At 60.8% G+C, this 25,876-nt stretch carries 24 protein-coding genes, 1 tRNA gene and 1 pseudogene; 15 read left to right on the top strand and 11 right to left on the bottom strand.

Annotated features, from left to right (window positions below; genetic code table 11):
• The gene (locus shn_RS21015; RefSeq protein WP_064332134.1) at window positions 1-1,134 is read right to left on the bottom strand and encodes an ABC transporter permease; all 1,134 of its coding nucleotides are present in this window, start codon (window positions 1,132-1,134) and stop codon (window positions 1-3) included.
• The gene (locus tag shn_RS21010) at window positions 1,131-2,666 is read right to left on the bottom strand and encodes an ABC transporter ATP-binding protein (protein WP_064332133.1); all 1,536 of its coding nucleotides are present in this window, start codon (window positions 2,664-2,666) and stop codon (window positions 1,131-1,133) included. The genes shn_RS21015 and shn_RS21010 overlap by 4 nt, the downstream gene beginning before the upstream one ends.
• A 161-nt stretch (window positions 2,667-2,827) precedes the next feature.
• Here shn_RS21010 and shn_RS21005 point away from each other — a divergent pair, with 161 nt between their 5' ends.
• Window positions 2,828-3,052, top strand: coding sequence for a SlyX family protein (locus shn_RS21005; protein WP_064332723.1), 225 nt, complete (start codon window positions 2,828-2,830; stop codon window positions 3,050-3,052).
• 98 nt (window positions 3,053-3,150) lie between these two features.
• Here shn_RS21005 and shn_RS21000 read toward each other — a convergent pair whose 3' ends face one another.
• The 3 genes from shn_RS21000 to shn_RS20990 form a co-directional block, all read right to left on the bottom strand.
• Complete coding sequence (locus shn_RS21000) at window positions 3,151-4,143, bottom strand: BMP family protein (RefSeq protein ID WP_064332132.1); 993 nt, start codon at window positions 4,141-4,143, stop codon at window positions 3,151-3,153.
• Between the two features lie 217 nt (window positions 4,144-4,360).
• Complete coding sequence (msrA, locus tag shn_RS20995) at window positions 4,361-5,011, bottom strand: peptide-methionine (S)-S-oxide reductase MsrA (protein ID WP_064332131.1); 651 nt, start codon at window positions 5,009-5,011, stop codon at window positions 4,361-4,363.
• An 82-nt stretch (window positions 5,012-5,093) separates the two neighbouring features.
• Window positions 5,094-5,414, bottom strand: coding sequence for a hypothetical protein (locus shn_RS20990; RefSeq protein ID WP_244770395.1), 321 nt, complete (start codon window positions 5,412-5,414; stop codon window positions 5,094-5,096).
• A 234-nt stretch (window positions 5,415-5,648) separates the two neighbouring features.
• Between shn_RS20990 and shn_RS20985 the strand changes: the two genes are divergently transcribed.
• Both shn_RS20985 and shn_RS35160 read left to right on the top strand, forming a co-directional pair.
• Window positions 5,649-5,738, top strand: a tRNA-Ser gene (locus shn_RS20985).
• Window positions 5,739-6,086: 348 nt separating this feature from the next.
• Complete coding sequence (locus shn_RS35160; RefSeq protein ID WP_084438216.1) at window positions 6,087-6,308, top strand: helix-turn-helix domain-containing protein; 222 nt, start codon at window positions 6,087-6,089, stop codon at window positions 6,306-6,308.
• Here shn_RS35160 and shn_RS35945 read toward each other — a convergent pair.
• Window positions 6,295-7,052 (bottom strand): annotated as a pseudogene (locus shn_RS35945) (IS5 family transposase). The gene shn_RS35160 and the pseudogene shn_RS35945 sit on opposite strands and share 14 nt — an antisense overlap.
• Before the next feature lie 127 nt (window positions 7,053-7,179).
• Between shn_RS35945 and shn_RS20970 the strand changes: the two are divergent.
• The 5 genes from shn_RS20970 (at window position 7,180) to shn_RS20955 (ending at window position 12,312) form a co-directional block, all read left to right on the top strand.
• Window positions 7,180-7,995 carry a hypothetical protein gene (locus shn_RS20970; RefSeq protein ID WP_145925974.1) on the top strand — a complete coding sequence of 272 codons (816 nt, stop codon included), beginning with the start codon at window positions 7,180-7,182 and terminating at the stop codon, window positions 7,993-7,995.
• 30 nt (window positions 7,996-8,025) lie between these two features.
• Window positions 8,026-8,259, top strand: coding sequence for a hypothetical protein (locus shn_RS20965; protein WP_064332129.1), 234 nt, complete (start codon window positions 8,026-8,028; stop codon window positions 8,257-8,259).
• Between the two features lie 46 nt (window positions 8,260-8,305).
• Window positions 8,306-11,065: an AAA family ATPase gene (locus shn_RS20960; protein WP_168168938.1), complete on the top strand. Its 2,760-nt coding sequence runs from the start codon at window positions 8,306-8,308 to the stop codon at window positions 11,063-11,065.
• A gap of 358 nt (window positions 11,066-11,423) precedes the next feature.
• Entirely contained in the window at window positions 11,424-11,987 is a 564-nt protein-coding gene (locus shn_RS35155; protein ID WP_084438212.1) for a hypothetical protein, read from the top strand.
• Between the two features lie 79 nt (window positions 11,988-12,066).
• Window positions 12,067-12,312 carry a hypothetical protein gene (locus shn_RS20955; RefSeq protein ID WP_206362191.1) on the top strand — a complete coding sequence of 82 codons (246 nt, stop codon included), beginning with the start codon at window positions 12,067-12,069 and terminating at the stop codon, window positions 12,310-12,312.
• A 553-nt stretch (window positions 12,313-12,865) separates the two neighbouring features.
• Here the strand turns inward: shn_RS20955 and shn_RS36485 are convergent.
• Genes shn_RS36485 through shn_RS20940 form a run of 3 tightly spaced genes read right to left on the bottom strand, consistent with a single transcriptional unit; the run spans window position 12,866 to window position 13,907 of the window.
• Window positions 12,866-13,033: a hypothetical protein gene (locus shn_RS36485; protein ID WP_168168937.1), complete on the bottom strand. Its 168-nt coding sequence runs from the start codon at window positions 13,031-13,033 to the stop codon at window positions 12,866-12,868.
• Between the two features lie 28 nt (window positions 13,034-13,061).
• Window positions 13,062-13,703, bottom strand: a complete 642-nt coding sequence (locus shn_RS20945; RefSeq protein ID WP_064332125.1) for a recombinase family protein — start codon at window positions 13,701-13,703, stop codon at window positions 13,062-13,064.
• A 9-nt stretch (window positions 13,704-13,712) separates the two neighbouring features.
• A complete protein-coding gene (locus shn_RS20940; RefSeq protein ID WP_145925973.1) occupies window positions 13,713-13,907 on the bottom strand; it encodes a hypothetical protein in 195 nt (64 codons plus the stop codon).
• Between the two features lie 362 nt (window positions 13,908-14,269).
• Here shn_RS20940 and shn_RS20935 point away from each other — a divergent pair, with 362 nt between their 5' ends.
• The 4 genes from shn_RS20935 to shn_RS20925 all read left to right on the top strand — a co-directional run bounded on the left by shn_RS20935 (window position 14,270) and on the right by shn_RS20925 (window position 21,168).
• Complete coding sequence (locus shn_RS20935) at window positions 14,270-14,794, top strand: hypothetical protein (protein ID WP_064332123.1); 525 nt, start codon at window positions 14,270-14,272, stop codon at window positions 14,792-14,794.
• A gap of 73 nt (window positions 14,795-14,867) precedes the next feature.
• Entirely contained in the window at window positions 14,868-17,936 is a 3,069-nt protein-coding gene (locus shn_RS20930) for a hypothetical protein (RefSeq protein ID WP_064332122.1), read from the top strand.
• Between the two features lie 599 nt (window positions 17,937-18,535).
• The gene (locus shn_RS35940; RefSeq protein WP_145925972.1) at window positions 18,536-18,718 is read left to right on the top strand and encodes a hypothetical protein; all 183 of its coding nucleotides are present in this window, start codon (window positions 18,536-18,538) and stop codon (window positions 18,716-18,718) included.
• Window positions 18,715-21,168, top strand: coding sequence for a hypothetical protein (locus tag shn_RS20925; RefSeq protein WP_145925971.1), 2,454 nt, complete (start codon window positions 18,715-18,717; stop codon window positions 21,166-21,168). Before shn_RS35940 ends, shn_RS20925 begins: the two co-directional genes overlap by 4 nt.
• Window positions 21,169-21,331: 163 nt before the next feature.
• On the opposite strand, the gene shn_RS20920 is transcribed toward shn_RS20925, so the two are convergent.
• Complete coding sequence (locus shn_RS20920) at window positions 21,332-22,330, bottom strand: calcium-binding protein (RefSeq protein ID WP_168168936.1); 999 nt, start codon at window positions 22,328-22,330, stop codon at window positions 21,332-21,334.
• A 438-nt stretch (window positions 22,331-22,768) separates the two neighbouring features.
• On the opposite strand from shn_RS20920, the gene shn_RS20915 reads away from it, so the two are divergent.
• From shn_RS20915 to shn_RS20905, 3 genes are read left to right on the top strand one after another with little or no spacing between them, the layout of a single operon-like run.
• A complete protein-coding gene (locus shn_RS20915; RefSeq protein WP_064332119.1) occupies window positions 22,769-23,143 on the top strand; it encodes a hypothetical protein in 375 nt (124 codons plus the stop codon).
• Between the two features lie 28 nt (window positions 23,144-23,171).
• Complete coding sequence (locus shn_RS20910; protein WP_064332118.1) at window positions 23,172-23,648, top strand: helix-turn-helix domain-containing protein; 477 nt, start codon at window positions 23,172-23,174, stop codon at window positions 23,646-23,648.
• Window positions 23,645-24,118 carry a hypothetical protein gene (locus shn_RS20905; RefSeq protein ID WP_064332117.1) on the top strand — a complete coding sequence of 158 codons (474 nt, stop codon included), beginning with the start codon at window positions 23,645-23,647 and terminating at the stop codon, window positions 24,116-24,118. Before shn_RS20910 ends, shn_RS20905 begins: the two co-directional genes overlap by 4 nt.
• Window positions 24,119-24,240: 122 nt before the next feature.
• On the opposite strand, the gene shn_RS20900 is transcribed toward shn_RS20905, so the two are convergent.
• On the bottom strand, window positions 24,241-25,611 hold the full coding sequence (locus tag shn_RS20900) for a P-loop NTPase fold protein (protein ID WP_064332116.1): 1,371 nt from the start codon (window positions 25,609-25,611) through the stop codon (window positions 24,241-24,243).
• Between the last annotated feature and the right edge of the window lie 265 nt (window positions 25,612-25,876).

The raw sequence follows: 25,876 nt of genomic DNA, 5'->3' as shown, positions 1-25,876 counted from the left end.
TCAGGCTCCCTTGGTGGCGGCGACGTCGCGGGTCTTCGGCGACAGGCCGAGGACGAGGCGCGTGATGGCCGGGCGGAACATGTGCTCGAGCGCGCCGGCGAAGAGAATGACGAGGCCCTGGATGATGACGATCATGTCACGCGAGATGGAGGGCATCTCGAAGGAGATTTCCGCCCCGCCCTGGTAGAGCATGCCGAAGAGCAGCGCCGCGGGAATGATGCCCGCCGGATGCGAGCGGCCCATCAGCGCCACGGCGATGCCGACGAAGCCCGCGCCCTGCACGAAGTCGAGCTGCATGCGGAACTGCTCGCCCATGATCGGGTTCAGCGCCATCATGCCGGCCAGCCCGCCCGAGATCATCATGGTGATGACGATGATCTTCGCCTCCTTGATGCCGGCATAGCGCGCCGCGGCGGGGCTGTGGCCCATGGTGCGCATCTCGTAGCCGAGCCGCGTGCGCCAGATCAGCACCCAGACGCCGAAGGCGGCAAGAAGCGCCAGCAGGAAGGAGATGTTGAACGGCGCCGTGCCGACGGAAAGGCCGAAGATCGACATCAGCCAGTCGAGCTTGGGCAGCTGGCCGCCGGCATCGAAGGTACGGGTTTCCAGCGACATGGAGCCGAGCGGCTTGAACACCTTGTTGAGCAGGTAGTTCATCAGGCTGGCGGCGATGAAGTTGAACATGATCGTCGTGATGACGATGTGGCTGCCGCGCCTGGCCAGCAGCCAGCCGGGGATCAGCGCCCAGAGGGCGCCGAAGAAGGCGGCGCCGAGGATCGCGATCGGGAAGACGAGATACCAGGGCAGCGTATGGTCGAAGGACAGGCAGGCGAGCGCCACGCCGATGCCGCCGATATAGGCCTGCCCTTCGCCGCCGATGTTGAACAGGCCGCAATGGAAGGCGACGGCCACGGCAAGGCCGGTGAAGATGAAGGTCGTCGTATAGTAGAGCGTGAAGCCGATATATTCGCCGCGGCCGAAGGCCCCGTTGATCATGTGGTAGGCGGCCTCCAGCGGGCTTTCGCCGACGATGAGCACGACGAGGCCGGAAATCAGGAAGGCGACGGCGAGGTTGACGAGCGGGATCAGGCCGTATTCGGCCCAGCCGGGCAGTTTCGCGTGCGGGACACTCATTCCGCGGCCTCCTTCCGGCCTTCCACCCCGGCCATCAACAGGCCGAGTTCTCCTTCGGTGGTATCGGGCGTGCGCTCGCCGACGACGCGGCCGGCGAACATGACCAGGATGCGGTCGGACAGCGCGCGGATCTCGTCGAGCTCGACCGAGACGAGCAGCACCGCCTTGCCCTGGTCGCGCATCTCGATGATGCGCCTGTGAATGAACTCGATGGCGCCGACATCGACGCCGCGCGTCGGCTGGCCGATGACCAGCACGTCCGGATCGCGCTCCATCTCGCGCGCCAGCACGATCTTCTGCTGGTTGCCGCCGGAGAAATTGGCGGTCTTCAGCCGCGGGTTCGGCGGGCGGATGTCGTAGGCGGCGATCTTCTCCTCCGCATCGGCGCGGATGGCGTCGATGTCGAGCAGCATGCCCTTGCGGTATTTCGGATCGTCGTGGTAGCCGAGGATGGCGTTTTCGCTTTCCTCGAATTTCAGCACGAGGCCGACATGGTGCCGGTCCTCCGGCACATGGGCGAGGCCGCGCTTGCGCAGCTCGGCAGGGTCCGCATGGCCGGTGACGTCGATGGGACTGCCGTTCAGCAGCACGGTGCCGGATTTCGCGCGGCGGATGCCGGAGATCGCCTCCAGCAGCTCCGACTGGCCGTTGCCGGCAACGCCGGCAATGCCGACGATCTCGCCGGCGCGGATGTCGAAGGAGACGTCGTCGACCATGGTCACGCCGCGGCTGTCGCGCACGGTGAGGTTCTTCACCGAGAGCTTGACGTCGGCAGGCTTCGCCTCGCCCTTTTCGACGCGCAGCAGAACGCGGCGGCCGACCATCAGCTCGGCCAGCTCCTCCACCGAGGTTTCCTTCGTCGTGCGCGTGGCCACCATCTCGCCGCGGCGCATGACGGAGACCTCGTCGGTGATCGCCATGATCTCGCGCAGCTTGTGGGTGATGAGCAGCACCGTCTTGCCCTCGGCCTTCAACTGCTCGAGGATGCGGAAGAGGTGATCGGCTTCCGCCGGGGTGAGGACGCCCGTCGGCTCGTCGAGGATGAGGATATCGGCCCTGCGGTAGAGCGCCTTCAGGATCTCCACGCGCTGCTGGATGCCGACCGGCAGCTCCTCGATGACGGCGTCCGGATCGACCTCCAGCGCATATTCCTTTTCCAGCCGTTTCAGCTCGGCGCGCGCCTTGGTGATGCCGGCGTTGAGGATCTGGCTCTCTTCCGCCCCGAGCATGATGTTTTCCAGCACGGTGAAATTCTCCACCAGCATGAAGTGCTGGTGCACCATGCCGATGCCGGCGGCGATCGCCGCGTTCGGATCGCGGATATCGGCCTTCCGGCCGTCGACGAGGATATCGCCATGGTCGGCCTGGTAGAAGCCGTAGAGGATCGACATGAGGGTGGATTTACCGGCGCCGTTTTCGCCGATGATGCCGTGAATGGTGCCCTTGCGGACTTTCAGGTTGATGTTCCGGTTGGCGTGGACGAGGCCGAAGCTCTTGTCGATGCCCTGCAGTTCGATTGCCAATTCGCTCATGACGATCCACTCTTACGGGGATTTGAGGCCGACGGGCCTTTCGGCCGACCGGTCTTAGTCTTGTTGCTTCCGCCGCCCTTGTCCAGTCCGATTGCGGACGCCGGCCCCAGCCGCTATAGCTCCTGCCGCCCGGCATTCGACCGAGGAGGAAAGCCATGACCATGCCCGACCGCCCCGACGAGACCGAGGCCGACCGCCTCGCCCGGCTGGAGGAACACGTCGCCCACCAGGCCAACACGATCGAGGAACTCTCCGACCAGCTCGCCGAGCAATGGCGCGTGGTCGAGCAGCTACGGTCGAAGCTCGACCGGCTGACGGAACGGTTCCTCGCGCTGGAAGAGGGCTCCCTCGACGCCCCGGCCATCACCCGCCCGCCGCACTACTGAAGCACGTCCAGCAGGCGCGCATCGGTTTGCGTGCGCAAAGCAATCCCGGAAGACGGAATCGGCCCGTCTGCGCGATGCAAACGGGCCGTCGCTGCCGCTTAGTAGGGGCAGGTCTCGTCCGACATGTAGTCGTGCACCTTCACCGTGCCGGCGATGATGTCGGCGCGGGCCTTGTCGACCGCGGCCTTCATTTCCGGGGTGATGAGCGGCGCGTTGTTCTCGTCCATGGCGACGTCGACGCCGTTCTCCTTGAGGCCGAGCACGTTGACGCCGGGCTGGAACGTGTCGTCCTTGGCGGTGATGAAGGCGTCATAGACGGCGACGTCGACGCGCTTGACCATCGAGGTCAGCACCTTGCCCGGATGCAGGCCGTTCTGGTTGGAATCGACGCCGATGCCGAGCTTGCCCGCATCGACCGCCGCCTGGAGGACGCCCACGCCCGTGCCGCCGGCCGCGTGATAGACCACGTCGGAGCCCTGGTCGAACTGCGACTTGGCGATCTCGCCGCCCTTGACCGGGTCGTTCCAGGCATCCGGCGTCGTGCCCGTATAGGCTTCGAGCACGTTCATGTCGGACCCGAGCGACTTGACGCCGCCGATATAGCCGCAGGCGAACTTGTGGATCAGCGGGATATCCATGCCGCCGACGAACGAGACGGTCTTCGTCTTGGACGCCATGCCGGCGAGGATGCCGGCGAGCCAGCCGCCCTCCTCTTCCTTGAAGACGACCGAACGGACGTTCGGCTTGTCGACGACCATGTCGATGATGGCGAACTTGGTGTCCGGATATTCGGCCGCGACCTTCTCGAGCTGGGCCGCCCAGGAGAAGCCGGCCATCACGATCGGGTTGTTGCCGTCGCTGGCGAAGCGCCGGAGCGCCTGTTCGCGCTGGGCGTCATTGGCGATTTCGAAGTCGCGATAGTCGATGCCGGTCTCGGCCTTGAACTTCTCCGCGCCGTTATAGGCTGCCTCGTTGAACGACTTGTCGAACTTGCCGCCGAGGTCATAGATGATCGCCGGCTTGATGTCCGCGGCAAACGCGCTTGCCGACATGGCGGCCGTGGCAAGAAGGGTGAGAAGGGTTTTTTTCATTGTGCAGCCCTGTTCGCTATTGATCTTATAGGGACCTTCCGCGTGGGCGCCGAAAGGCGCGCAACGGAGCCACCGACCCGTTCCCTTGGGTCAGGCTGGCGGCATCCTTGCATGGCTCAAGGAAAAATTCACCAGAAATTTTTCAACTGGTAAAAAATAGAAGCCGCCGCGAAAGCCTTTTCGCGGCGGCGCGCATCCTTCTGAAAATTCTGCGAAATCAGCCGATGGCGCAGGAAACGCCCGTGCCCCGCAGGCCGCAATAGCCGCCCGGGTTCTTGGCGAGATATTGCTGGTGCACATCCTCGGCGAAGTAGAACGGCCCGGCCTCGGCGATCTCGGTGGTGATCCTGTCGGTGCGTCCCGCCGCCGTCAGCGCGGCCTGGTAGGCGTCGCGCACGCGGCGCGCGGTCGCAAGGTCCGCCGCGTCGTCGAGATAGATCGCCGAGCGGTAGGTCGTGCCGATATCGTTGCCCTGGCGCATGCCCTGGGTCGGGTCATGCGCCTCGAAGAACGCCTTCAGCAGCGTCTCCAGGCTCACCTCGGCGGGATCGTAGACGACGCGCACGACCTCGGCATGGCCGGTCAGGCCCGTCGTCGTCTCGTGATAGGTCGGGTTGGGCGTGAAGCCGCCGGAATAGCCAGCCGCCGTCACATGGACGCCCGGAATCTTCCAGAGCAGCCGCTCGGCGCCCCAGAAGCAGCCCATGCCGAGCAGCACGATCTTGAAACCGTCCGGATAGGGGCCTTCCAGCGGCCGGCCGTTGACGAAGTGGGTCTTGGATGTGGGGATGGGTTCGGCACGGCCGGGCAGGGCTGCGCCGGGCGCGGGCATGACGGTCTTCTTGTTGAACATGTCGATCAGGAACATTTCTGGCCTCCTGGCCGGTTGGGCAATTCCAGCGAAGGTGCAAAGCGCCTGGCTTGGCGGCACCTGCGCGAAAAGGCGTGTTTCAGGCGGTGAAGCGGCCCGCGACGGGCGGGCGACGGTAGGCGATCACCCAGAAGAACAGCGAGACGGCGAGCAGGACGACAAAGGCCGGCTGCGAGAGCACCCACATGGCCGCCGGATCCCAGGCATAGGGATGGAGGTTGCGCATGATGCCGTCGGCGACGAGCGCGATCGTGTCCGGGCTTGCCGTGCTCCAGGCGACCGCGAGCGGCGTCAGCACCGGCTCGGAGGCCGAAACCGACTGGATCGCATCGATCGTGCCCGCCATGACGGCGACGACCAGCGCGACGAGGCTGATGGCCTTCAGGATGAACCGTATCATCGCGCACCTTCCAGATACCGCCCGCGCAAGCCCAAATCCGCTCCGCTTCATTCCTGCCTATAGATAGGGAGACGGCCGGCTTTCCGCAATCCTTCGCTCGAACCCGAACATCCTTCAAAAATCTGTCAGAAAGCGGTTGATCCCGCCGCAAACCTCGGTATATATCGCGCCGTCCCGCCGAAATGGAAACAGGAAAGCGGTCCGCGCCGGATTGACCGCCGGCAGCGAGCGGACGGACAGGTGGCCGAGTGGTTGAAGGCGCACGCCTGGAACGCGTGTATAGGGGAAACTCTATCGAGGGTTCGAATCCCTCTCTGTCCGCCATGTCCCATTGATTTCATTGAGAAATTTGGGATATTTGGCTTCTACCCCTCCGGCTACCCCAACTCCTGCTAGCCCTCGATTGGGCTCGGCGTTGCTGTTGATCTCGCTTCACAGAAAAGCCCCGCGAGTTTTTGCGCAGTAAACGCCCCGTCGCGCGTAAAGCGCGTTCTCAAAATGCAAATACTATCCGGCATTTATCGCTCCCCTAGTGTTGTATGTCATTCGCGCATACAAGTGATGTATGTCCCGTGTATGTCGTCAAGTTCTTGATTGAGAACGGTAATTTGTTATTGACTTGTGACGCGGCTTTGATCAACCTTTTACAAAGATCAAAAGGACGACGCACCAATGTCACCAGTTCTTTCAATATCCGAAACAGCGGATTATTTCAGATCCTCTCGCGGGCACGTATACAATTTGCTCCGTCGAGGAGAATTGCTTTCCGTTAAAGTCGGCGGCCGCACTCTTATTCGCCGTGCCGACGTCGACGCTTTGATCGAACGCTCGGCTGCCCCTTTCCGAGGTGATAGCTCCAAAGCAAGGAAAGCAAAGCGTCCTAGGTCCTGTTGACAAAGTATGGCAGCCATATCTTTGCGGCTGCCAGGGCGAGGAATGCCGAGAAGGATTTTCGTGTCTTGTCGTATCGGGTCGCGACGCGCCGGAACTGCTTGAGACGGTTGAACATCCGCTCGATGCGGTTTCGATCTTTGTAAACCCGAAAGTCGCAGGCAGGCGGGTTCTTTCGGTTGGTTTTTGGCGGAATGACCGGCCTGATACCGTGGATCAGGAGTTCTTCACGCAGGAAGTCACCGTCGTAGCCTTTGTCGGCGAGGAACAACCTCGGCTTGCCGACCGGTATCGCCAGCAAGTCAGGAACGGCGTTGTAGTCCGAAGCCTCGCCGCCTGTCAGGACGAAGCCAAGAGGGCGGCCCTGACCGTCTGCTCGGGCGTGGATTTTCGTCGTAAAGCCGCCGCGTGATCGACCAAAAGCCTCCTGATAAGTCCCCCTTTTGCGCCCGCCGCCTGCGAATGGCCGCGAACAGTGGTGCTGTCGATCATGTGCTGCCAGTCATCCGTCAGCCCCAGTTCGACGAGGGTCTCAAGCAGGGCGTCCCAAACGCCTTGTTCGGCCCAACGGCGGAAGCGCACATAGACCGAATTCCACTTTCCGTATCGCTCATGCATGTCGCGCCACGGGCATCCGACCCGAAGGACATGCAGCATACCGTTCAGATATTGCCGATTATCGTGCGACGGTCGGGACTTCCTGCCGCGTTCGGTGGGCAACAACCCCTCGATGATCCGCCATTCCATATCTGTCAGGTCGCCGCGAGCCAAAACTGCCTCCTAAAAAGCAGTCTTGAATCACGCTTCTGCTGATTTGGGAATCCACTTTGTCAACAGGACCTAGCGCACCAGTAGATTTGGGGATTTTCGGCTGATGCTGCAAACGCGCCTTACAACCCCGGATCCTCGCAGCTTTCTTGCCTTCGCCTGCCGAGCCAAGGAGGCTTTCGCAGTACCTACCGTGAAGCTGGCGATGCAGCGCGCAGATGCTGAGTTTCGTGTCCAGAAAGACGCTATTCAGATGATTGCGAAGACGTACGGTTTCGAACAAGCAAGCACGTATGCGGCGGGAATGATCGTTTACGGCCGGGCCGGAGGGAGGCTGGAGCCGCTGCCAGAGAAGACCGCTGGAGAATGGAGGCCGACCCGGAGCACGGTGGTCGATCTCGTTGTTGGCGCATATCTCGTTTTCTCCGACCATGTTCGACCGGTCACCAGCACGGCGCATTTTTTAAGCAGAGGAGTTCAGCGCCACCAGCAGGGCAGTTCAAGTTTCAAATATGACCATGTTCGGCGAGCCATCCATGCGTTTGTCACGCAGTCTTTGGGCCAGCCTTTGGATTTCTATGCCGACAGCGGTGTTTCAGTCCTCGATGTACGGTGTGCTGTCCTCGCGAACGAAGTGAAATCCATGGACGCACTTTGGCAGAGAGCTAAAGCCTGGGCCAAGTCCGCGGATCAGGTTCTCGATGTCGAGGCTGTCGATAGGCTTGCCGACAATGGTGCATTATTCGATTGGCAGTGCGAGTTTGAGGAAAATCCTCCATTTGAACCCAGTCGAGCGCGTGCCCCTAGCAGGCTGATCGAGATCTACATAGGAGAGCTCCGCAAGCTGCAACACGCGAAGCATCTCCGCGAAACGCTCAATTCTGAGGATGCTGTTTTCGCCGCGCGCGAGACCGCAAACTAGGTTGCTCAAGCCCACTCTCAGGAGGATCGCATGAAAATCATCGATCAACGGCCGGCCACTCCGATGGCACTGACGATCGCTGAAGCGGCCGGATTTGTCGGCCGGTCGCAAACATGGGTGCGCCAGCAGCGTGAATTCGGGATGCTGGAGCCCGTAGAGGTAAATGGCAGGCAAGCTGTGACCACGCGCAGCTTACTGGCGCTGAAACAGCGCTCTCAGCCAGGTCCAGTACTGAGGCTCGTCGTCGACAACACGTCCAAATGAAAAGCCGGCGCGCACTGGCATGCGCGGCCGGCTCAATAGGTGTTTGATGCAGCCCAATATTAGCGAAACGACGCCCGGATCGCAAGGCGTGAACCCCTCCGCACCTCAAGAGCTTCGGATTAGAAGCAACGAGGAGTGGCATGCGAGACGTAAGGAGCGGGAAGCTCAAGCATCACCGTCGCGCGCGGCCGTGAAAGTGACGCCTGATGCCGGGCCGGAAGCGGTAGGCGCACCGAAGGCGATCGAATGCACGCTGGTCACCAGTATCGACGCCCTCACCAAAACTTGCGGCGTAGATGCGGCAGGTCACCTGACGAAGAAGATGGCGAAGGCGCTATACGCCGGCACTTTCACGCGGCTCACCTTTCCCGCTGACCCTACCGAGGCGCTGACCCACCTCGCCGACGCGTTGAAACGGCTCACCTCGCAGCAGGCCATCATCTGCGCGCCGCCGCGCGCGGGCCGGGACGAATGGAATATCGCGCTGCACACCGGGCAGTCACCATCAAAGGGGAACATCGCCAGGACGCAGGAGAATTTTCCCGTCGTCGAGGGGCCGGCGCTCTTTGGGATGGATTTCGACACAGCGGAATTCCCGTCTGACCTTCTCGCAAGGATCGGGGAAGCAGGATCCCTTTCCGGGGCACTGGCATCCGTCTTCAAGGGTTTTGCGGGCGCGGCGATGCTCGGCCGGAATTCTGCCTCGGCTGGCGTCGCCTTTCGGGATCAAAGCCCGAAGCAGAGCGGTCAGCATCGCTATTTCATCGTGAAAGACGGGACGGACATAGAGGACTTCGCGCAGCGCCTGGCAGACAGGCTGATGCTGGCGGGCTTTTTGTGGGGCAAAATCACTGCAACCGGCGCGGTGCTGGCGCGCACGCTTTTCGACGTTCACGCGTCGGCCGACGTCAGCCGGCTCTTCTTCGAGGCCGACCCGATCATCGCCGACGATCGCTTGGTTTCTGTTCCCCGCCGTTCGAACATCGTCAGCGGCGGTATGCTCGACACCCGCCTCTTGCCCCCGTTGACAGAGGAGGAGCGGCAGCGCCTTGCGGTAATGATCCGCGATCTAAAAGCCCGCTTGGCACCGCGAGCCGAAGCAATTCGCGAAGCCTATGAGAATGAGCGCATCGCCGAGCTGATAGCCCGTGGACGAGACCCCGAGAGCGCCCGTCGAAGTGTCCGCGGGGCCCTTGAGAGGCACGATCTTCCGATTGATTGGGAAATCTACTTCGACGACGATACGAGCGCAACGGTCGGTGAGATCCTCGAAAACCCGTCTGCATTCGACAGGAAAACGTGTGCCGACCCGCTCGAACCAGATTACAACGGCGGCCGCGGGCTTGCCATGGTTCTCTCTTCCCATCGGACCTACGAGATCAAGAGCTTTGCACATGGCGGCATCAAATACACTCTCGCCGCCGCTCACCAGCATTTCGACGACTATCCGGAAGATCCAGACGAGCAAGTTCGTGACGCCCCGGCGGCGAGTTCCGCACAGGAAGGCTTCCACGGGTTGAAGGTCGTAACCGGCCTTGTCGATGCGGCGGCCCTTCCGGTTCGTGAATGGCTGATCGCTCCGCGGCTTCCCGTCGGTGACGTCGCGCAATGCGTCGGCGAGCCCGGCATCTCCAAGTCAACCTTCGCCCTTCGCGATGCGCTCGTCGTCGCCACAGGTCGCGAAGACATTCTGCGGGGGCGCAACGCGGCCGGAGCGCCGATTGGGCATGAGCGCCTGCATTCGACCGGTGCGGTGATCGTCTACAACGCCGAAGACCGGTTGAGCGAGATGGAACGCCGCTTGGCCGCCGCGCAACGCCACTATGGCGTTGCCGCCGCGGAGATGAAGCATCCAATCATTCTCTGGTCCGGCGTGGATCAGGCCACCCTTAAGGTGGTGCACCGGATAGACAACCGGAGCCCTCTGAAGCGCGCGTCCGGCGCGGACATGCTGATGGCCGCCATCAGGCATTATCGCGCCGCCCTGGTCGTCCTCGATCCGCAGATCAGTCTCGCCGCCGGCAGCGTCGAAAATTCGAACGACGATCAGGACGCCCTCTTGCAGGAACTGGCGCGGATGGCGTCGGACCTCCGGTGTGCGATTACGGTCATCCATCACACGTCAAAACAGAACCGCCAGGCTGCCGGCGACATGGGCGCGGGCCGCGGCGGCTTCGCGGCTGTTGGCAAGGTTCGATCAGCTTATACGCTCGTCAACGTAACGGGCGATGCAGAAGACGAGAAAGCTTGGGGCGTTTCGCGCGACGACGGTCTTATCCGCCTCGACTATTCGAAGATCAGCCATGATCGCAAACCACAGACCCCGCAGGTTTTCCGGCGAACGAGCGCGCAAGTTGGAAACGGTACAGGGATCGGCGACGGTGGCACGGCCATCCTCTTCGATGATGACCCTCGCGCAGCGCTCCGGCAGCAAGGCGACCACGCCCCCGTTCTTGAGATGGTTGACCTGCGGCAGCTTGCCGATCGCGAGAAGTCGAAACAGGCGGGTAGCGGAGAAGCGCTTTTCATTGCGCGAGCGGCCGACACGATCATGGCCGATCAATCGCAAGTGTCTCTTCGAGACGTCTCCGGCGCGATCGGAGAAAAGCTTAGATCCGAGGGGCTATCGCGGGCATCCTCGCGACAGGAAATCGACGGAAAGATCATCTTGGCGCTAAGCGGCGAGGGCGTTGCGGTTTCCCATGCCGGACAGGATGTCCGGATTATGGCGAGGAAACTGAAGGATGGACTGAAAGCGCCGTGGATGATCTTGCGGGAAGCTCTTACTCTGGAGGGCGGAAAATGAGGCTTGCGGCTCTTGCGGGTCACTTGCAACCCGCATACTTTTTCCTGAGCAAAAACAACGCTGTAGGTGGTTTTGAAGTTGGATGCGGGTTCTTGCGGGTCACCCGCACCCCGCAACGTTCCAAAAAGCTCAATGAAATCAATCGTTGCGGGTTGCGGGTTCTTGCGGCCCCTACGGGGAGGTTTCGGCACCCGCAAGCTGCCGCCTCCCGTCGGTACACCCCGACAGGGAGTTGCACCGGAACGATAAAACCAGTCTCCAGAGACAAGGACAAAATGTCCGTAGTTTTTGAAAGCTATCGCCGGGTTTGGATACCTCAGGGGCGCAGGGGCCGAAACGACCTCGGAGACATGGCCGTATGAAGAAACCCACAGACAGAAAACCAAAACGGGGACCTCGGCCGTCGGCCGCGGTCATAGCGAGCGGCACGCGGGCGCTTGCGAGATACAACGCGATTTCGGCCTCCCTTCCCAAGTGTGGGGCGCGCGCCAAAACGACCGGCGAGCCGTGCCGGCAGATCGCCATGGCGAATGGGCGTTGCTACTGCCATGGCGGGAAAACGCCCTCCGAAAACGAGTGGCATAGAACCCAATGGCCGAAGCGCAGCGCACCCGACGCGGAACAGAAGCTCGGCCGCAAACTGAAGGCGGCGGAGAGGGCGGCGAAGAAGCGGGCGCGCCGGCTGGCGGAGATGACGCCCGACGAGCGTCAGCGCCACGACGAATGGCACAGGACGCATCGCCCTGGCCCATCCTCCGCCCGCGCCGCAGCGCGTGACCGAAGGGAGCGGGCACGGGAAGCTGCGGCTTCATTCTCTCAGGGAGTGCCGCGGACCCCAGAACCAGAGGCCGAGCGCATCCAGCGCCAGATCGATGAACTTGAACGGCAACTCGCCTCGCGAGCGGCGAGCATTTTTGATTGAGGATCGAGCCATGAATTCGGAAACGAGCGTAGTCCAGACCCAACGCGATCTTCTTCGGCGAATTCACACCGAGGGGGTCATGATCGCCTACGATGCGTGCATTGACGTGTGCCGGGATCCAAAGGCCCCGGCAAATGCGCGCCAGGCTGCGGCCGCGACGCTGTTTCGCGCCGCCGGCTATTTCGGCCAGCAGGAAAAACAACAGACGAAGGAGCCTCACGAGATGACCGCCGAGGAGATTCAGCGGGCAATCGCGGATCTATCAGAGCGCATCGCCGGGAAGGCCGTGCGCAGCGATGACGACGATGGCGGTATGTTCGACTGAGGATGGTACGCGCACCATGCGCCAGTTATCTAAACGCCCCCGGCAGCTGGCGAATTGATCTAATTTACCCCAGAAATTCTGCCGGTCCGGAAATGGGTCGAACGCCCGATGACCGAATGACCTTCTACTGCGCGCGGCCACAGCAATGCAGGGTTTGAGAGCGCCCGCAGCGACCCAGATCGCAGACAACGCCGCGGCACAACGGGCGTTTCCAAGAAGATATGCCAACACGACTGGTAGGGGCAAGCACCTTATTCTGTGGTCTTGCATCACGCTCGTCGGGCGACAGTCCTTCGGACAAGCATCTTTTTCGCCCTGCGGGTTGCGCGGGGTGAGGGTTTCAAGGGGTTTGTCGTTCAAGTTTGCTGTTGTCGGCCAATGTCTTACGTGAAGATTACGATTGACAGACGCGTGCGCGTTGAGGCCGATTTAGGGTCTAGTGGAGGGCACAGCGCCGATGATTGGCCCAGAGGAAATTCCGCTATCCAATCTCGTTGCCGACGGCAAAATGCGGAGAACGTTTGATTTGCGCCATGACGACAGTGGGGCGGGCCTAGTAATCCTCACCCCGCAGCGCGCAGGCGCTGCGGCTGCGAAAGCAGTGCTTCAATACGGTTTTGCTGTAAGTGATGTCGTGTTCGATAGTCGGGGTTCCGATTGGGTCTTGTTGATCGCGATCGGTGACGCCGTCAACGAGGCGTCCGCGGCGCTTGAGAAGCAAGGTTATGTCCGGGCACATTTCCAGAGTTTTACAGACCCCACGCTTTCAAAACTTCGTTTGCTTGGGGCTGATTTGCCCGGATGCGAAGCACAGTCTGCCGGGTGAGGCCCGTCGATTTCGCGATTTCCGAAACGCCGGTACCATTGCCGAGCATTAAAACGACGGCGTCGAAATCCTTCCGGCTATATGACGGTTTCCGGCCTTTATAGACGCCAGGCGCGTCTTTCTGCCGCTTGTGGGCTATACCGACGCGCTGTGCCTCTTTGGTCGCCTCGGCTTGGGCTTGCGCCATCGCGGCCATAAACCCGATTAGCGCATCGCGGACGGCCATTTGCATGGGGTCTTTGGGCGCGCCGTCGAACGTCATATTGTTGATGACCGTTTTCACGGTCACGCCGCGTTGAATGAATTGCCGAATGTTTTCGGTGACGTCCTCATAGTTCCTGCCAAGCCGATCAATCCAACGGACAACGAGTGTGTCACCCTTGCGTAGGATATCGAAAAGCCGTTTGCCTTGGGGACGTTCTAAGAGGCGCGTAGTGACGCCTGATAGGCCCTCGTCGCTGATGACGTCGTCGATGGAAAAGCCTGCTTCGCGGGCTTGAGTTAGCTGATGCTCGGCGGTTTGCTCGTGTGTCGAGACCCGCGCGTAGAGGATGGTTTTCGTCATGCCGCCACCTTAGTGCACAGAATATTCGGCCAGGGCCGCGTTGCAGCGGGCGCGCAGCGCCGGCCAATCGGAATAGTCCCGCATGGCGCGAATTTCTTCTAAGGCGAGGTATGCCGTTTTGCGATCGTGGCGGCGCATTGCGTCGTGAAGCTCGGCGGAAACGCTGGTGAAGATGCGAAACTCGTTCGTCTGAATGCTCTGCATGATCGGCTCCACTTGTCCGTATGGGTTATGTACGAACTATTGCCTGTACGTTGATTGTCGTCAAGCCCGTACGTACATATTTTTTCACTCTGCTTGAGGTGTCCGTATCGGCATGCCCATGCGGACACTCCATCGGCGGAGCGGCGATCATTGACTTGGTTGTGCCGGCGGCCAGGAGCCGGCACCCGCCCCCCGGGGCACTCCAAACGCCGCGCCGGAAGCTGCATCGACCTCGCAAACAAAAATGCGCCGCGCTGGAACTTTCGGACTTTCTGTCCGAAGCGGAGAGCCGCGTTGGACCGCGAAACCGACCCGTTTTGACCGGCTAGTTTCGCGGTGCATTCCCCGACAATCTCCGCCTCATGAACCAGGTTGCTCTCGATCATGATGCGCTCACATACGACGGACTGCCGCCGCTCGGCGCGCGCTATGCCGAGCCGCTGACCGAATTCGACTATGACGTCTTGTCGATTGTGGATTACTTCGCCAGGGTCGAACGCGGCTGCGACGCGGCCTTCAATGTTTCCACGGCGCTCAGCAGCCTTGATGCTGCATCTGCCCGCCGCCCCATCTCGGGGGAACAGCATGACATGCTGGCATCCGCAATCACCATGGCGCGAGACCAGATCATCGAGCTTTTCGAGACCGAGGCGGACCAGAAACTCGCTTGCAAGGCGGTCGATGGGGTCCTCGGCGTCGTGTCCCGATGGGCCGGCAACGCCGGCCAGGACGGCAGACGCCTCCTCAATCGCGCTGATTGCCAAGCATATGCGCGGTGGCTTCGCAACGCGTGCCACAATCTTTGCCTCATCGAAGAAATCGAGATGCGCGCTCAAGATCGGCGAGCCGGCAAGGTGCGCGAAATCCTCGAAAGGGCGATCGCATGAGCGTCTGCCAATCTCACACCGTCAAATTCGAGGCTGCTGAACGCACGCCCTCTGTGACGACCGGGGGCCGCAAATGATCGAAGCCGAGCTTTTCGACGGCACAATCTTGGAGTTTCCAGACGACACGCCCGATGAGGTAATTGATCGTGTCGCGAAGCGCGAAACCCAGCGTATTCATGATCAGCGAAAGCCGAAAAAGCGGCGCATCATTGAATTCGGAGGTCGCCGCATCGACGTTCCCGGCAATGCGACGGACGACGACATTCGATCGATCCTGATGCCGGATGGCACGCAGCCGGAAGACCGGCGCGACCAGTCCGGCGTTCCGGGCGGCGAGGCCGCCACGACGCCGACGGCTGTCCAGCCCGTCGAAGATGACGGCTGGCTGTCGGCCATCATGTCCGGTTTGGACTACGCCGACGACACCGCGGCGATCGGCCTGACCGGTGCGCGCCAGGGTGCATCCACGGTGCTCGGCCTGCCGGTCGACGCCGTGAACAACCTGCCGCGCATCGCGAACCTGATCCCCGGCGTCGACGGCGTCGGGCCGATCAGCGAAAAGCCGTTCCTCGGCTCGGAATATATCGACGCCATCATGGGCGCGCCGACGGACCTGGCCGCTTCCGGCTACAACGCGGCGGCAGAGGCCGTCGGTTCGGACAGCCGCGTCGCCGGCTCGGAAGGCCCCGTCGCCCGCGATGCGTTCCAGCGCATTGTCCGGCGTACCGGGCAGGAGGTCGGTGCGGCGGCCGTGCCCGTCGGCGGCGCGCTGTTCGCCGCCGGACGTATGGGCGTCGACGGCGCACGGGCCATGGGCGGCCCCATCGGCAATTTCATCGAAAGCGCTGCCGTGAACCGCGGCATATTTGCGGGCAAAGAGGCGGCCGTCGCGGGTGGAGCCGGGACGGGTGCCGGTCTTGCGAACGAAGCAGTGGATCCTTCGACAACGGGCGGGCATCTGACGGACCTCGTCGGCGCTATCATGGGCGCGTCGGGCATAGGTTTGGCGCATATGGTCGCTCGCGGTACAGGAAACGTCCTCAACGCCGTTCGCCAGAACCCGAACTATGTCGATCAGGTTGTCAGCGATGCGGTGACCGACCGCATCGGCCGCGCTGCCGGCCTGCCCGGCTCGGAAACCGCAGACGGTGTCATGGATACGCGGGCCTTGGTGGATGCGATTATGGCGCAGCGCGATCGTCCGTCGGATCTCATCCCCGGCTACAAGGAAACGCTTTCCGACGCGACTGGTAACGCCGGGATCGCCTCGCTTGAATATGGCCGCGCCGCAGGCCCGTCGGCAGGAGCTTACAATGCGCTCCGGATGCGCAACAACGACGCCGTCGATGTCATCATGGGCTCAATCGAGCCGAAAGAAACGCCAGGTTCCATGCGCGCCGCGGTCGAGGCGGAACGAAACCGCCGTCTGATCGAGGCTATCACCGGCCAGGAAACTGCGCAGCGCGCAGCCGAGGAAGCCGTCCGCAATGTCACGCCGACAATGACGCGGACCGAGCGCGGCAACACCGTGCGCGAAGGGCTGGAGGTCGCACGCGACACGGCACGCCAGCGGACGGAAGAGGCTTATCGTGCTGCCGGCGTCGGCGGTGTCCGCGCCGATCCCGCGCCGCTGACGCAGGCGCTCGAACGCGCCGTCTCTGGACTGACGGAAGCCGAACGCAACCTCATTCCGGAAGGGCTGATCGCCAGGGTGCAGCGCCTGGGCATGCCCGCCGAGACGGGCGCTCAGCCTACGGGTATCCTCGACGCCACCGGCAATCCCATCACACGCGATCCCCGCGGCCCCGATCCGATCCCGCTCGACGAGGCCACGACGCTCAAATCGGAGCTTCAGCGCCTCCAGCGCGCGGCGATGGCCGATCCGCGCGCCGAGAAGGGCGGGCGTAACGCCGCTCGCGTGCTTGGCGACATGATCAAGACGGTCGACGACTACATCGGCTCGAACCTGACACCGGAGCAGCAAGCCGCGCTCGACACGGCGCGCGGCGCAAAGTTCGACGAGGCCGAAGCCTTCACCCGCCAGGGCGATCCCGTCGCCCGCGCGCTTGGGCGATATGAAGGAGGCCAGCCGCAGGTTGCCGACGAGCGCGTCGCCGGGCTGTTCGTCGAGCCGCGCGCCATGGACCGGCTTTTCGCGCAGGCCGACACGCCGGAGGTTCGCGCCGCGATCCGCGACGAGGTGCTTTCGAGGGCCGACATGCGAGATGCCGGACGCATCAACCAGTTTCAGCGGCAATATGCCGAACAGCTGAACCGCTTCCCCGGTCTCTCCGACGAGATCGGCCGCGCCGCGCAAGCCCGCACTGCGGAGGCAGCTGCCGGCGCGCACCGTCTCGATTTCGAGCGCATCTACGGCACACCTGGCCGCGAACGAGGAGCCGGGACTGTCGGGCGCTATCTCCAGTTCAGCGATGCGACCTCAGAGCGGGCAATCGCCGAAGTGCTTGCCTCCAAAGATCCGGCGCGTGCCGCCGACGAGCTCGTCACTTTCGTTGGCGATAATCCGAAGGCAGTCGAAGGCGCACGGGCTGCTTTCTGGCAGAAGCTGAAGGCGGAAAGCCAGAGCACCGACAATGCGCAGCGCGCGATGAGCGGCAAGCGCCAGTGGCGCGGTGACTGGCTGAAATCCTGGCTCGACAATCCGTCGACGTCCGCCGTCGCCGAACGGCTTTACCGTGACAAGCCGGCAGATCTCGAAAAGCTCCGGGCGCTTGCCGATGTGCTCGACAACGCCGATCTGCGGACGCGGGGCAAGGCGGCCGGCACGTCCGGTACGGGGCAAGGCGTCAACAACATCCTGACGCCGGAAACACTCCAGAGCCGTACCTACGCATGGATGCGCGGCCAGGTCAGCGGCACCTATCTCGCAACATCGATCGCGGCCGTCATTGCCCGGCGGGCGATCCGCAACGCCCGCGGCGACGCGATCGAGCGGATGACGGACAAGGCGCTGCTCAATCCAGATTTCGCGATGGATTTGCTGAAGGACAACAACCCGGCGAACCGCGCGGCGCTCGCGCGAAAGGCCAAAGGCTGGCTCGGTAACGAGGCCTCGACCTTTGTCAACCTCATGAACCAGGATGACGACGAGACGAACCGCGCGATCATGGCGGATCGCTGATCGAGAGTTTTTGGAGAAAAGCCCGTTAGTCATCCTCCGCGATGATCGCATCACAAAAGGCCTTAACAGTTGCTGCGCGGTTCGCAGCAAGCATTGAGGAGATAAGGCCACGGAAGTCGCGGACATCAACGTGAAGAAGCGCGATTGCCTGGCGGTCTGTGTTCGGTGAAGTGTTGCCGCTTATAAGGATAGAACCATGTAGCTTAAGCTTTTTGGGATCGTAACACGACTCCCATCGAGCCTCGGTAATTAAGCCACGTTTTCGATGCAGCGGTCCATCCTTTCCGGGGTGAGTTGTGGCGCTTGAATGATCGAGTAAAACCTGTTCGTGCAAATCAACCATATTATCCCGCGTCCCGAACGAAGCTGCTAGTCGGGAGGAGCGTATAATTTCGTTATAGCGCAGGCAATCGTCTGTTTTTCGGTACTTTTCGGCTGTTCTTAGCAGCCGTAAGATGTTAGATTTAAAGCTGCTCACGAATGCTTGCGGAACTCGTAGCGCCGCGCAAACCGACTAGGCACCCGGCCAGGTCAACGTCAATCGAATACCAAGTTCGCCGGTTAATGGCGCTTGATATCGACGTAGTTGCGCGCGAACGATGGCCCCTCCAAAATACTATCCTGGCTATTCCTATAGCGGCTGGCAGGCCAGCAACCCGGCCCGCCCCCTGCCGGCTCCGCAGATCGACAACGATCTGGCGAACATCTCGCAGTCGATCAACGCGATTATCGACGCCGGCACTGGCGGGGGAGGCGGGCCCGCCCCGGGCCGGGCACCGTGAGCACCGACAGCGTCGAGAACCGCAGCAATCTATCCGGCACAATGCTGACCGCGACGCTGAACAGCGTTGCCACACGGCTGACGTCGCTCGAAGCTGGTGGCGGCGGGGGCGGAACGACCTTCTACTACCCGTCGCGCGAAGATGCGGCGGCTGCGTCGCCCGGCTCTGCCGCCCTGTTGATGGTGCTTCATTCCGAGCGTGTCCTGTTCTACGAGAAGGTCGACGCCGGCAATGCCTATCCGGCCCTCGTGACCGCGGACGGGCAGAAGTGGGGGCCGGCGGATCGGCAGATAACCCCGCTGCATTGGGGCGCGGTCGGCAACTTTACGGCAGACGATCACGCGGCCGTTCAGGCCATGTTCAATTTCCTGGCGACCGGCTCCAACATGCCCGACAGCTATGCCGCCGGGCGCACATGGACGATCTCGGGCGCGGGCAAGAAATATGCGGTGTCGAAGCCCATCTGCATCGGTAATGTCGGCACGGGCGCCGGCATGCTCTACTACGGCCATGTCGAAGACCTGCACCTGAAGGCCATTCAGGGCGCCTATAACTGGTCGACGGCGATCGGCCTCGGCGGCGAGGTCTCGTCGAACGTCTTGGTGCTGGCCTACCAGTTCAATTTCAATGCCGACGATAGCAACACCGGCATATACAAGGTCGCCTTCGAGCGCGTCACGATCGACTGCAACTTCCTGACGGGCGGCATCTACCTTCAGAACACGACGCAGATGTCGTTCCGCGATATCGGTATCGACTTCATCGGCAAGAACCGCTGTGGCTTCGAGACGTCGATCGGCTTGCCGACCTATAACCCGCGCGGATACCGCACGATCAACGGCGCGATGCTGGTCGAGAACGTCAACATTCAGGGCTATGTCGAAGAAGCTCCGAAGTTCAGCGGCGGTCAGGTCTACCCGACGGGCGAAGACCAGATTTCCATGAACACGGTCGCGTTCAAGATCCAGACGAACGATGCGCGCTATCATCAGATTATCTGCTCGCGCGTCACGCGCGCCATGCAGATCGAATACTGCGGCGCGATCCAGTTCTCCGACATCCATCCCTGGTCGCGCGAACTCTACATCGGCCCGACCGCCAACAACCTGATGTTCTCGAACTGCTATTTCGATTATACGCGGGTCATCGTCGACGGCGGCGCGATCAACAACTGGAACCACTACTTCGTTGGCTGCCATTGGATTATCGGTACGTCCGATCGCGGCCTGGAACTTCGCACCGAGGTCGAGGACACTACCGGCTACGGTCTCATTCTTGACGGTTGCCGTTTCAAGGGCGACAGCAACGACATCGATATCGAATGCACGGCCAGCGGCACCGGCTTCTGGCGCGGCGTCCGCGATCGCGAATACCAGCTTGTCGGCTGCCAGTTCGCGCAGAATTCGACGCCGGAAGCGTTCTTCAAGGCCGGGAAATACATCACGGTCGACGCCGCCGAAGGCCACACCTATTTCCGGCAGACGGCCGATGGCGATGGGCGCATGCAGGTCGCCAGCAGCTTCATCACGGCGGGTAAGGGACGCTTCAGCGGCGGTTCGGCTGGTGTCTACTTGCAATGGCAGAGCGGTGCTGAACCGGGAACTGACAGCGCTGTATATGTAACCGCTTCTGGCAACCTGATCCTCGAAAACAAGCACACCGGGACTGGTGAGATCGTCTTCGGCGTGCAAGGGAATTGGGGCGTCAGCCGCATCAAGGCCGATGGTTCAGCACAGTTCTACGGCCTCACCAATGTCAACGCGGCATCGGCCGGCATGAAAGTCGGCCGCGGCAGCCTGTCCCGTTCGATCAATGCTGGCGGAACGATCAACGCGAGCGGGGCCGACTATGCGGAGTACCACGAGGTCATCGAGGAGCTTTGGGGCAACGTACCGAAGGGTGCGATCCTCGGCTATAACGCGGACGGTCTGCTGACGGATCGCTTCGACGACGTGGTCGGCCGCTTCGTGATCAAGTCGACCGATCCGAACCTCGTCGGCGCTGATCGTTGGGGTGTCGAAGAGGCCCTGGTTGCCAAGTACGGCGTCGAGCCGGTCGGCGAGCCGCCCGAAATGCGCGTCGTCGAAGCGCCCAAAATGACGCCGCCGGGGGATATGGTCCGGCCGCCGGTCGAAATTGAGAACTCTATCGATGAAGCTACGGCACAAGCGAGGCTGGCGAAGTTCTACGCGGACAAGCTTGTCGCCGAGGAGGCTATAGCGCCTACCACGCGAATGTCGCGGCGGCGCAGGCCGAATACGACGCAGCGTCGGCGGCCTATGAGGCCCGACGCAAAGCCCTGCTTGCGGCCGCTGAGACGGAGCGCGTGCGCTACGACCGCATCGCCAAGGCGGGCTTCGTGCCGGTCAACGTGCCGGCGACGCTCGCGGATATCGGCAAATATCTCGTGCCGGCGCGCGCGGCTGATGGTTCTGCGACGGTCGTCCTGAAAGCGATCGACGACCTCGCCGGCACGGACTACGTCCGCGCAATTGGGTGCGTCATCGGTGTCGATCCCGACGGGAGAGCATCTGTCGAGGTCAAGTCGATTTGATCGCGTCCTGGCCTCGGCTACATGGCGCGCCGGGGCCATCCTTGAATGTCGACCGTGGGTCAGAGGATGAAATCGAGGGAGGTCAGCTTCACTGCCTTATCGATGTAGATCATCAGATCGGTTTGCTTATCTCCATCGACATCGCCGGCTATCACCGTCTTGTCACCGGATTTGTAGGCGCGCAATTCACCGGCCTTGCCGTGAAATTTGTCGCTCCCGATCCATTTGAAGGTCTGATTACCGGCCTTCTCGGAATTGGCATCAATGGTCTTCAGATTGATAATGTCGTCGGCTCGGCTGAAAGAGGTGATGTGATCGGCCGCCGACTTGGTGCTGTCGAGGAAGCTTTTGAACATGAACGTATCTTGACCCCGGCCGCCGTATAGCACGTCGGCACCTTCGCCGCCGTACAGCACGTCATTCCCATTGCCGCCAGAGAGCCTATCGTTTCCGCCGCGTCCCTCAAGGGTGTCGTTCCCCGCGCTGCCGTTGAAGACGTTCGCGCCCTCGTCGCCTCTCATGATGTCGGCCAGGTTTGAGCCTTCGTAAGCCTCAATCGATTTCAGTCGAGCGCCATCGATGTGCAGGTCCAGAGTTACGCCCGCTCCCGCTTGCCTGAAGATGAGGGTGTCGTATCCGGTCCCGCCATCGAAATCGCCGAGGGCATAGGCGAAGATTTTGTCATTCCCGCCGTAGCCCTTCTTAATCCCATGTAGCTCGTCGCTGCCTGCCATAAGAAGCTGGACGCCGATGATGCCGGATTTCTGGAACGCTGCCAGGTCTTCGATATAGATGCCTTCTTTGAAGGTCAGGGTCCCCTCGTCAAAGTTTCCACCGTGGGCCATGTACTCGCCGCGGTACACCCGGGTAATGGTCCCCGAAATGACCCCGTCGACATTGGTGAACTCACCGGTAAACGAAACGAAGAGCGCGTCGGAAAATTCCGGATCTGAGCCGTTCGGAAGGCGGAATTCAACATAGGTGTCGCCGGATCTCACTTGGGTGTAGTTCGGAAGAAAGAACTGCAGTAGATCGGTGTCAGCCGTGATTGTCGTCATATGCCCCTCCCAGAGATGGCGCAACTCAAGCGCTACTGCCGGGAGAGAAAACAGCATCTAGTTGGCGAGTCAATCTTCAATGAGCGGGTCAAGCAAGGTACGCGGAATGTTCCGTAGTGCTTGGAGAGCATATGCTCCAGCTCGGCCTACACACCGGGTGCTAGAGACGAAATGAGGCACGACATACGAGCAAACTTCCGCGTCGACTGATAGTTCGCCTTGCTCACATGGCTGCCGACTTCTCATCGATCGGTAGGGATACCCGACCTGTTCTGCGCGCTTGCGTAACCGTGCGCAACTTTATAGTGATCTTGAATGTCCTTGCTCTACCCCGATTCGCGTCTGTTGCAGTTTGGCCTCATGATCTGCGTCTTCACGTCGCGGTTGATTCACCTGTTGTCAAGGATTAAGTTTTAACTTAACGGTGGACCGGTGAGCATGAGCGATTTGGTCGAAGTGTGCGTCGGGAAAACCTTCCGCGTCTTTATGACGAAGGGGGTGGCCAAGCGTTTCGACAAGACGGATGCAAAAGAGCGAGCGCGTTGTCGTGCATGGATGATGCGCTTTGCAGAAGATGGGCATGAACTTCTTGACGACACTAAGTTGAAGAATGAAGGGCATTTTTCAACTGGTGACAAAGCAGGAACTAAGGTGGCGGTGTGGGCATTCAAGGCGTGGCAGTTGCGCGTTTACGGGGGAGTTGTCCCCGGAAACATTTTCGTATGCACCGAGATCGATGATAGTAAAAAGCAAAATTCAGCAGATCGCGACCTCTTGAAGGCTGCGGCCAAGAAACTTGCTCCCTATCTGTGATAAAGTGAATGCGTGAAGGAGAGAGCCTATGAATTTCGGCCCTAAAAACCATGATGAAGCGGTGGTCTTCGCAACTGAAGAACTCCGGGCCCAGGTGCAGTACGATATTCTTCGCCAAATCAAGGCCGCTGGATTGTCGCAGGCTCAGTTGGCGCAGCGTATGGGAGTGTCTGCTGCCTGGGTCTCTCAGGTTCTGTCTGACGATGCAAACCTGACTCTTGAAACCATCGCAAAGATTTATGTTGCGCTGGGTCGTAAGTGCAGCCTCGCGACCGAACCTAATGACGAGGTGCGCCGGATCGCTTCCGATCATCGACCTAATCCTACGGAACTGTGGCAAGTTCAAATGGAGAAAGCTTTCAGAACCGAATTCACGGAGCGCCGCGCAGGCACAACCGAGCTTTTGATGCAAGTCATTGCGGCCAGGACGACGCGTGTGCATGCGACTCAAATTTGTAATGACAACTTGTCGGATCGCGTATTCTACATGTCGGAAGCGGTATGAGCCAAACTGTTGCAAAATCGAAGAAGCCCAGCGACAAGGAAGCAGCTCTGGCGGCTTACAATAGGGTGGTCGAAAAAGCCGAGCTGCTTGACATTCGGCTGACTGATTTCAAGTATTCTGTGAAGCCAAAGTATTATCCGGCGATCGAGCAAGAGAGCGAGGGGAACATTAACCTTTCTCGCACTTTTGATCACGACGTCGTTGACATAAACCACGACACAGAAATTGGCGCTCTTGGTGGACGGTTTGTTTGGAGTTTGAAAATCTCCCAAGGTAAAACCCGTTTGCTTAACGTTGATGCGTCTTTTTTCGTCGTCTATAAGGATGTCCCTGATGTGGGGCACGAGCACGTCGAAGCATACCTTCGGCGAGTGGGCCGTTTCGCTACGTATCCGTATTTTCGGTCGTTGGTTGCGCAAATGTCGTGGGAATCGTCCGCCGAGTTGCCGGTTATGCCAATCCTGAAATAGTATATAGCTTGTTTATGGAGCCCGAGCACTGTTTTCGGACTTTTGAGAGCTAGATCGGTTCGAGAACCGCGGCGACGTTAGTGTTTCAATCTGATCGACAGGCTCTCGAAAAGTCCAGTTTCTCAAAGGGCGGTAAAGAGATCGAGCCATTCGCGGCCTATCTTTTGAGGGATAGACCGCGGCTCTCGCCGTGAGAAGCCGCTTGAAAATATCCCCATCACACCTTTCTCTGTATCTTTGTTTTCCAGAGCGCCGCCGCTTACAATGTAAAGCCATGCGTAATGGCGCCAAAACGCCTCATGATCGTAGCGCTCGTTGTGAGCGCCGCCATCGCTTTTCTCCATTATCACTTCTGGAACTGAACCCAGGTACGAGGAAATTTCCTCCTCGGTTAACGCTGATCGTCGAAACTTAGGATAAAGGTCGGGTCGAATTTCACGCGAAACAACCAGTGTGATCAAAACCTCAATCCAGCCTCTCAAGAAGTTCTCGGTAAGCACCTTCCGGGGCAGTAGCGTTAGCGATGTCACCATGCGTACCACATCGCGCATGGAAACCCGATTGACCTTGGCAACGACTTCCAAGTGCTCTCGAAATGGCGTGGCGATCTGCGCGGGTATCTCCGTGCGCTTACACAATTGTTCGGCGAACGCCAAGATCGCCAATTTCCCCTCGTGCCCGCCAACCGTCTCAGGCAAGGTAAACGTGATGCTGATGAACTTTTGAAGGTAGAGCGTCGCGTCGATATCGGCGCCATAGCGGGCCCTCACGCTATTTTCCAAAGCCTTCAAATTGACGCCGAGGACGAAGTGCAGCCGAGGCACCGAGAAGAAGTGTTTGATGATTTCAAGAATTTGCAGTGCGTAGTCTGGCCGGCATCGATCCAACTCATCCACAACGATAACCAGTGGCGAGGGGTCTGTCTGCTCCGAGCCGATTGGGGTCATCAGAGCGGCAACAGCCTCCCTGAATTGAGCCATGGCAACGCGACGGCCTTCTTCCCGCTGCCAGAATTTGTCGAGCGCGCCCTTCGTCTCCTCCCCAACTGCCTCGGCGAGGACGTCGCCAGCGTCGTTGAGCGCTTCCGTCGCGCCGAAGGTGGCGATTGATAGTCCGACGCGCGCAGCGGGCCTCATCAGCCTCCAGGCCAGGGATTTCACCCTGTCCATGGTGGGCTTCTTCTCTGGCGGCAGCCTCTCACTCAGAGCCCCTATCAAGGCCACCAATGGGTCTTCAAGATAGTCGTGGGCGAACGCGTCGAAATAGACGGTTGTCGCGCTACCGCCGAATTGTGACGTATGTGCGCCCACCCACCTTTGCAGGAAGTACGACTTTCCAGCTCCCCAGCCGCCGTCGAGCACAACGACAAGGGGATCTTCGATGCGCTCCAGCAAGTCGGAGAGCGCCTGCCCAACCTTTTTGCGGTCAAGCAGGTCATCGGTAAACGCTGTTTCATAGAGGACAACTGCCTCTTCGGGGGGAGAGAAACGCATGCTATCCTCCTAGGAGCTTCCACCAGCGCCGTCTTGCGCCCATTCAAAGTTGGACCGGGCTGTCGAGCACCCGCGCATTGCGCCACCACTTTGCCCATCGCCGCAGCGACAGGGGCTGTCCTTTTCCGACCGGATCGATCCCCACTTTGCCTCGCTTGCCCTTCGCAATGGCGTCGGTCAGTTCGGCCGAGAGCGGTCAGCGATAAAGATCGTTCTCGACCCGCGCGGGGCAGGATGAGAGGAAATGCCTTCCGTCTATCACGAG

This window comes from Shinella sp. HZN7, assembly GCF_001652565.1.
In the GTDB taxonomy this organism is placed as follows: Bacteria; Pseudomonadota; Alphaproteobacteria; order Rhizobiales; family Rhizobiaceae; genus Shinella; species Shinella granuli.
Note: the sequence above shows the minus strand (reverse complement) of the source record. Positions and strands in the feature narration are given on the sequence as shown.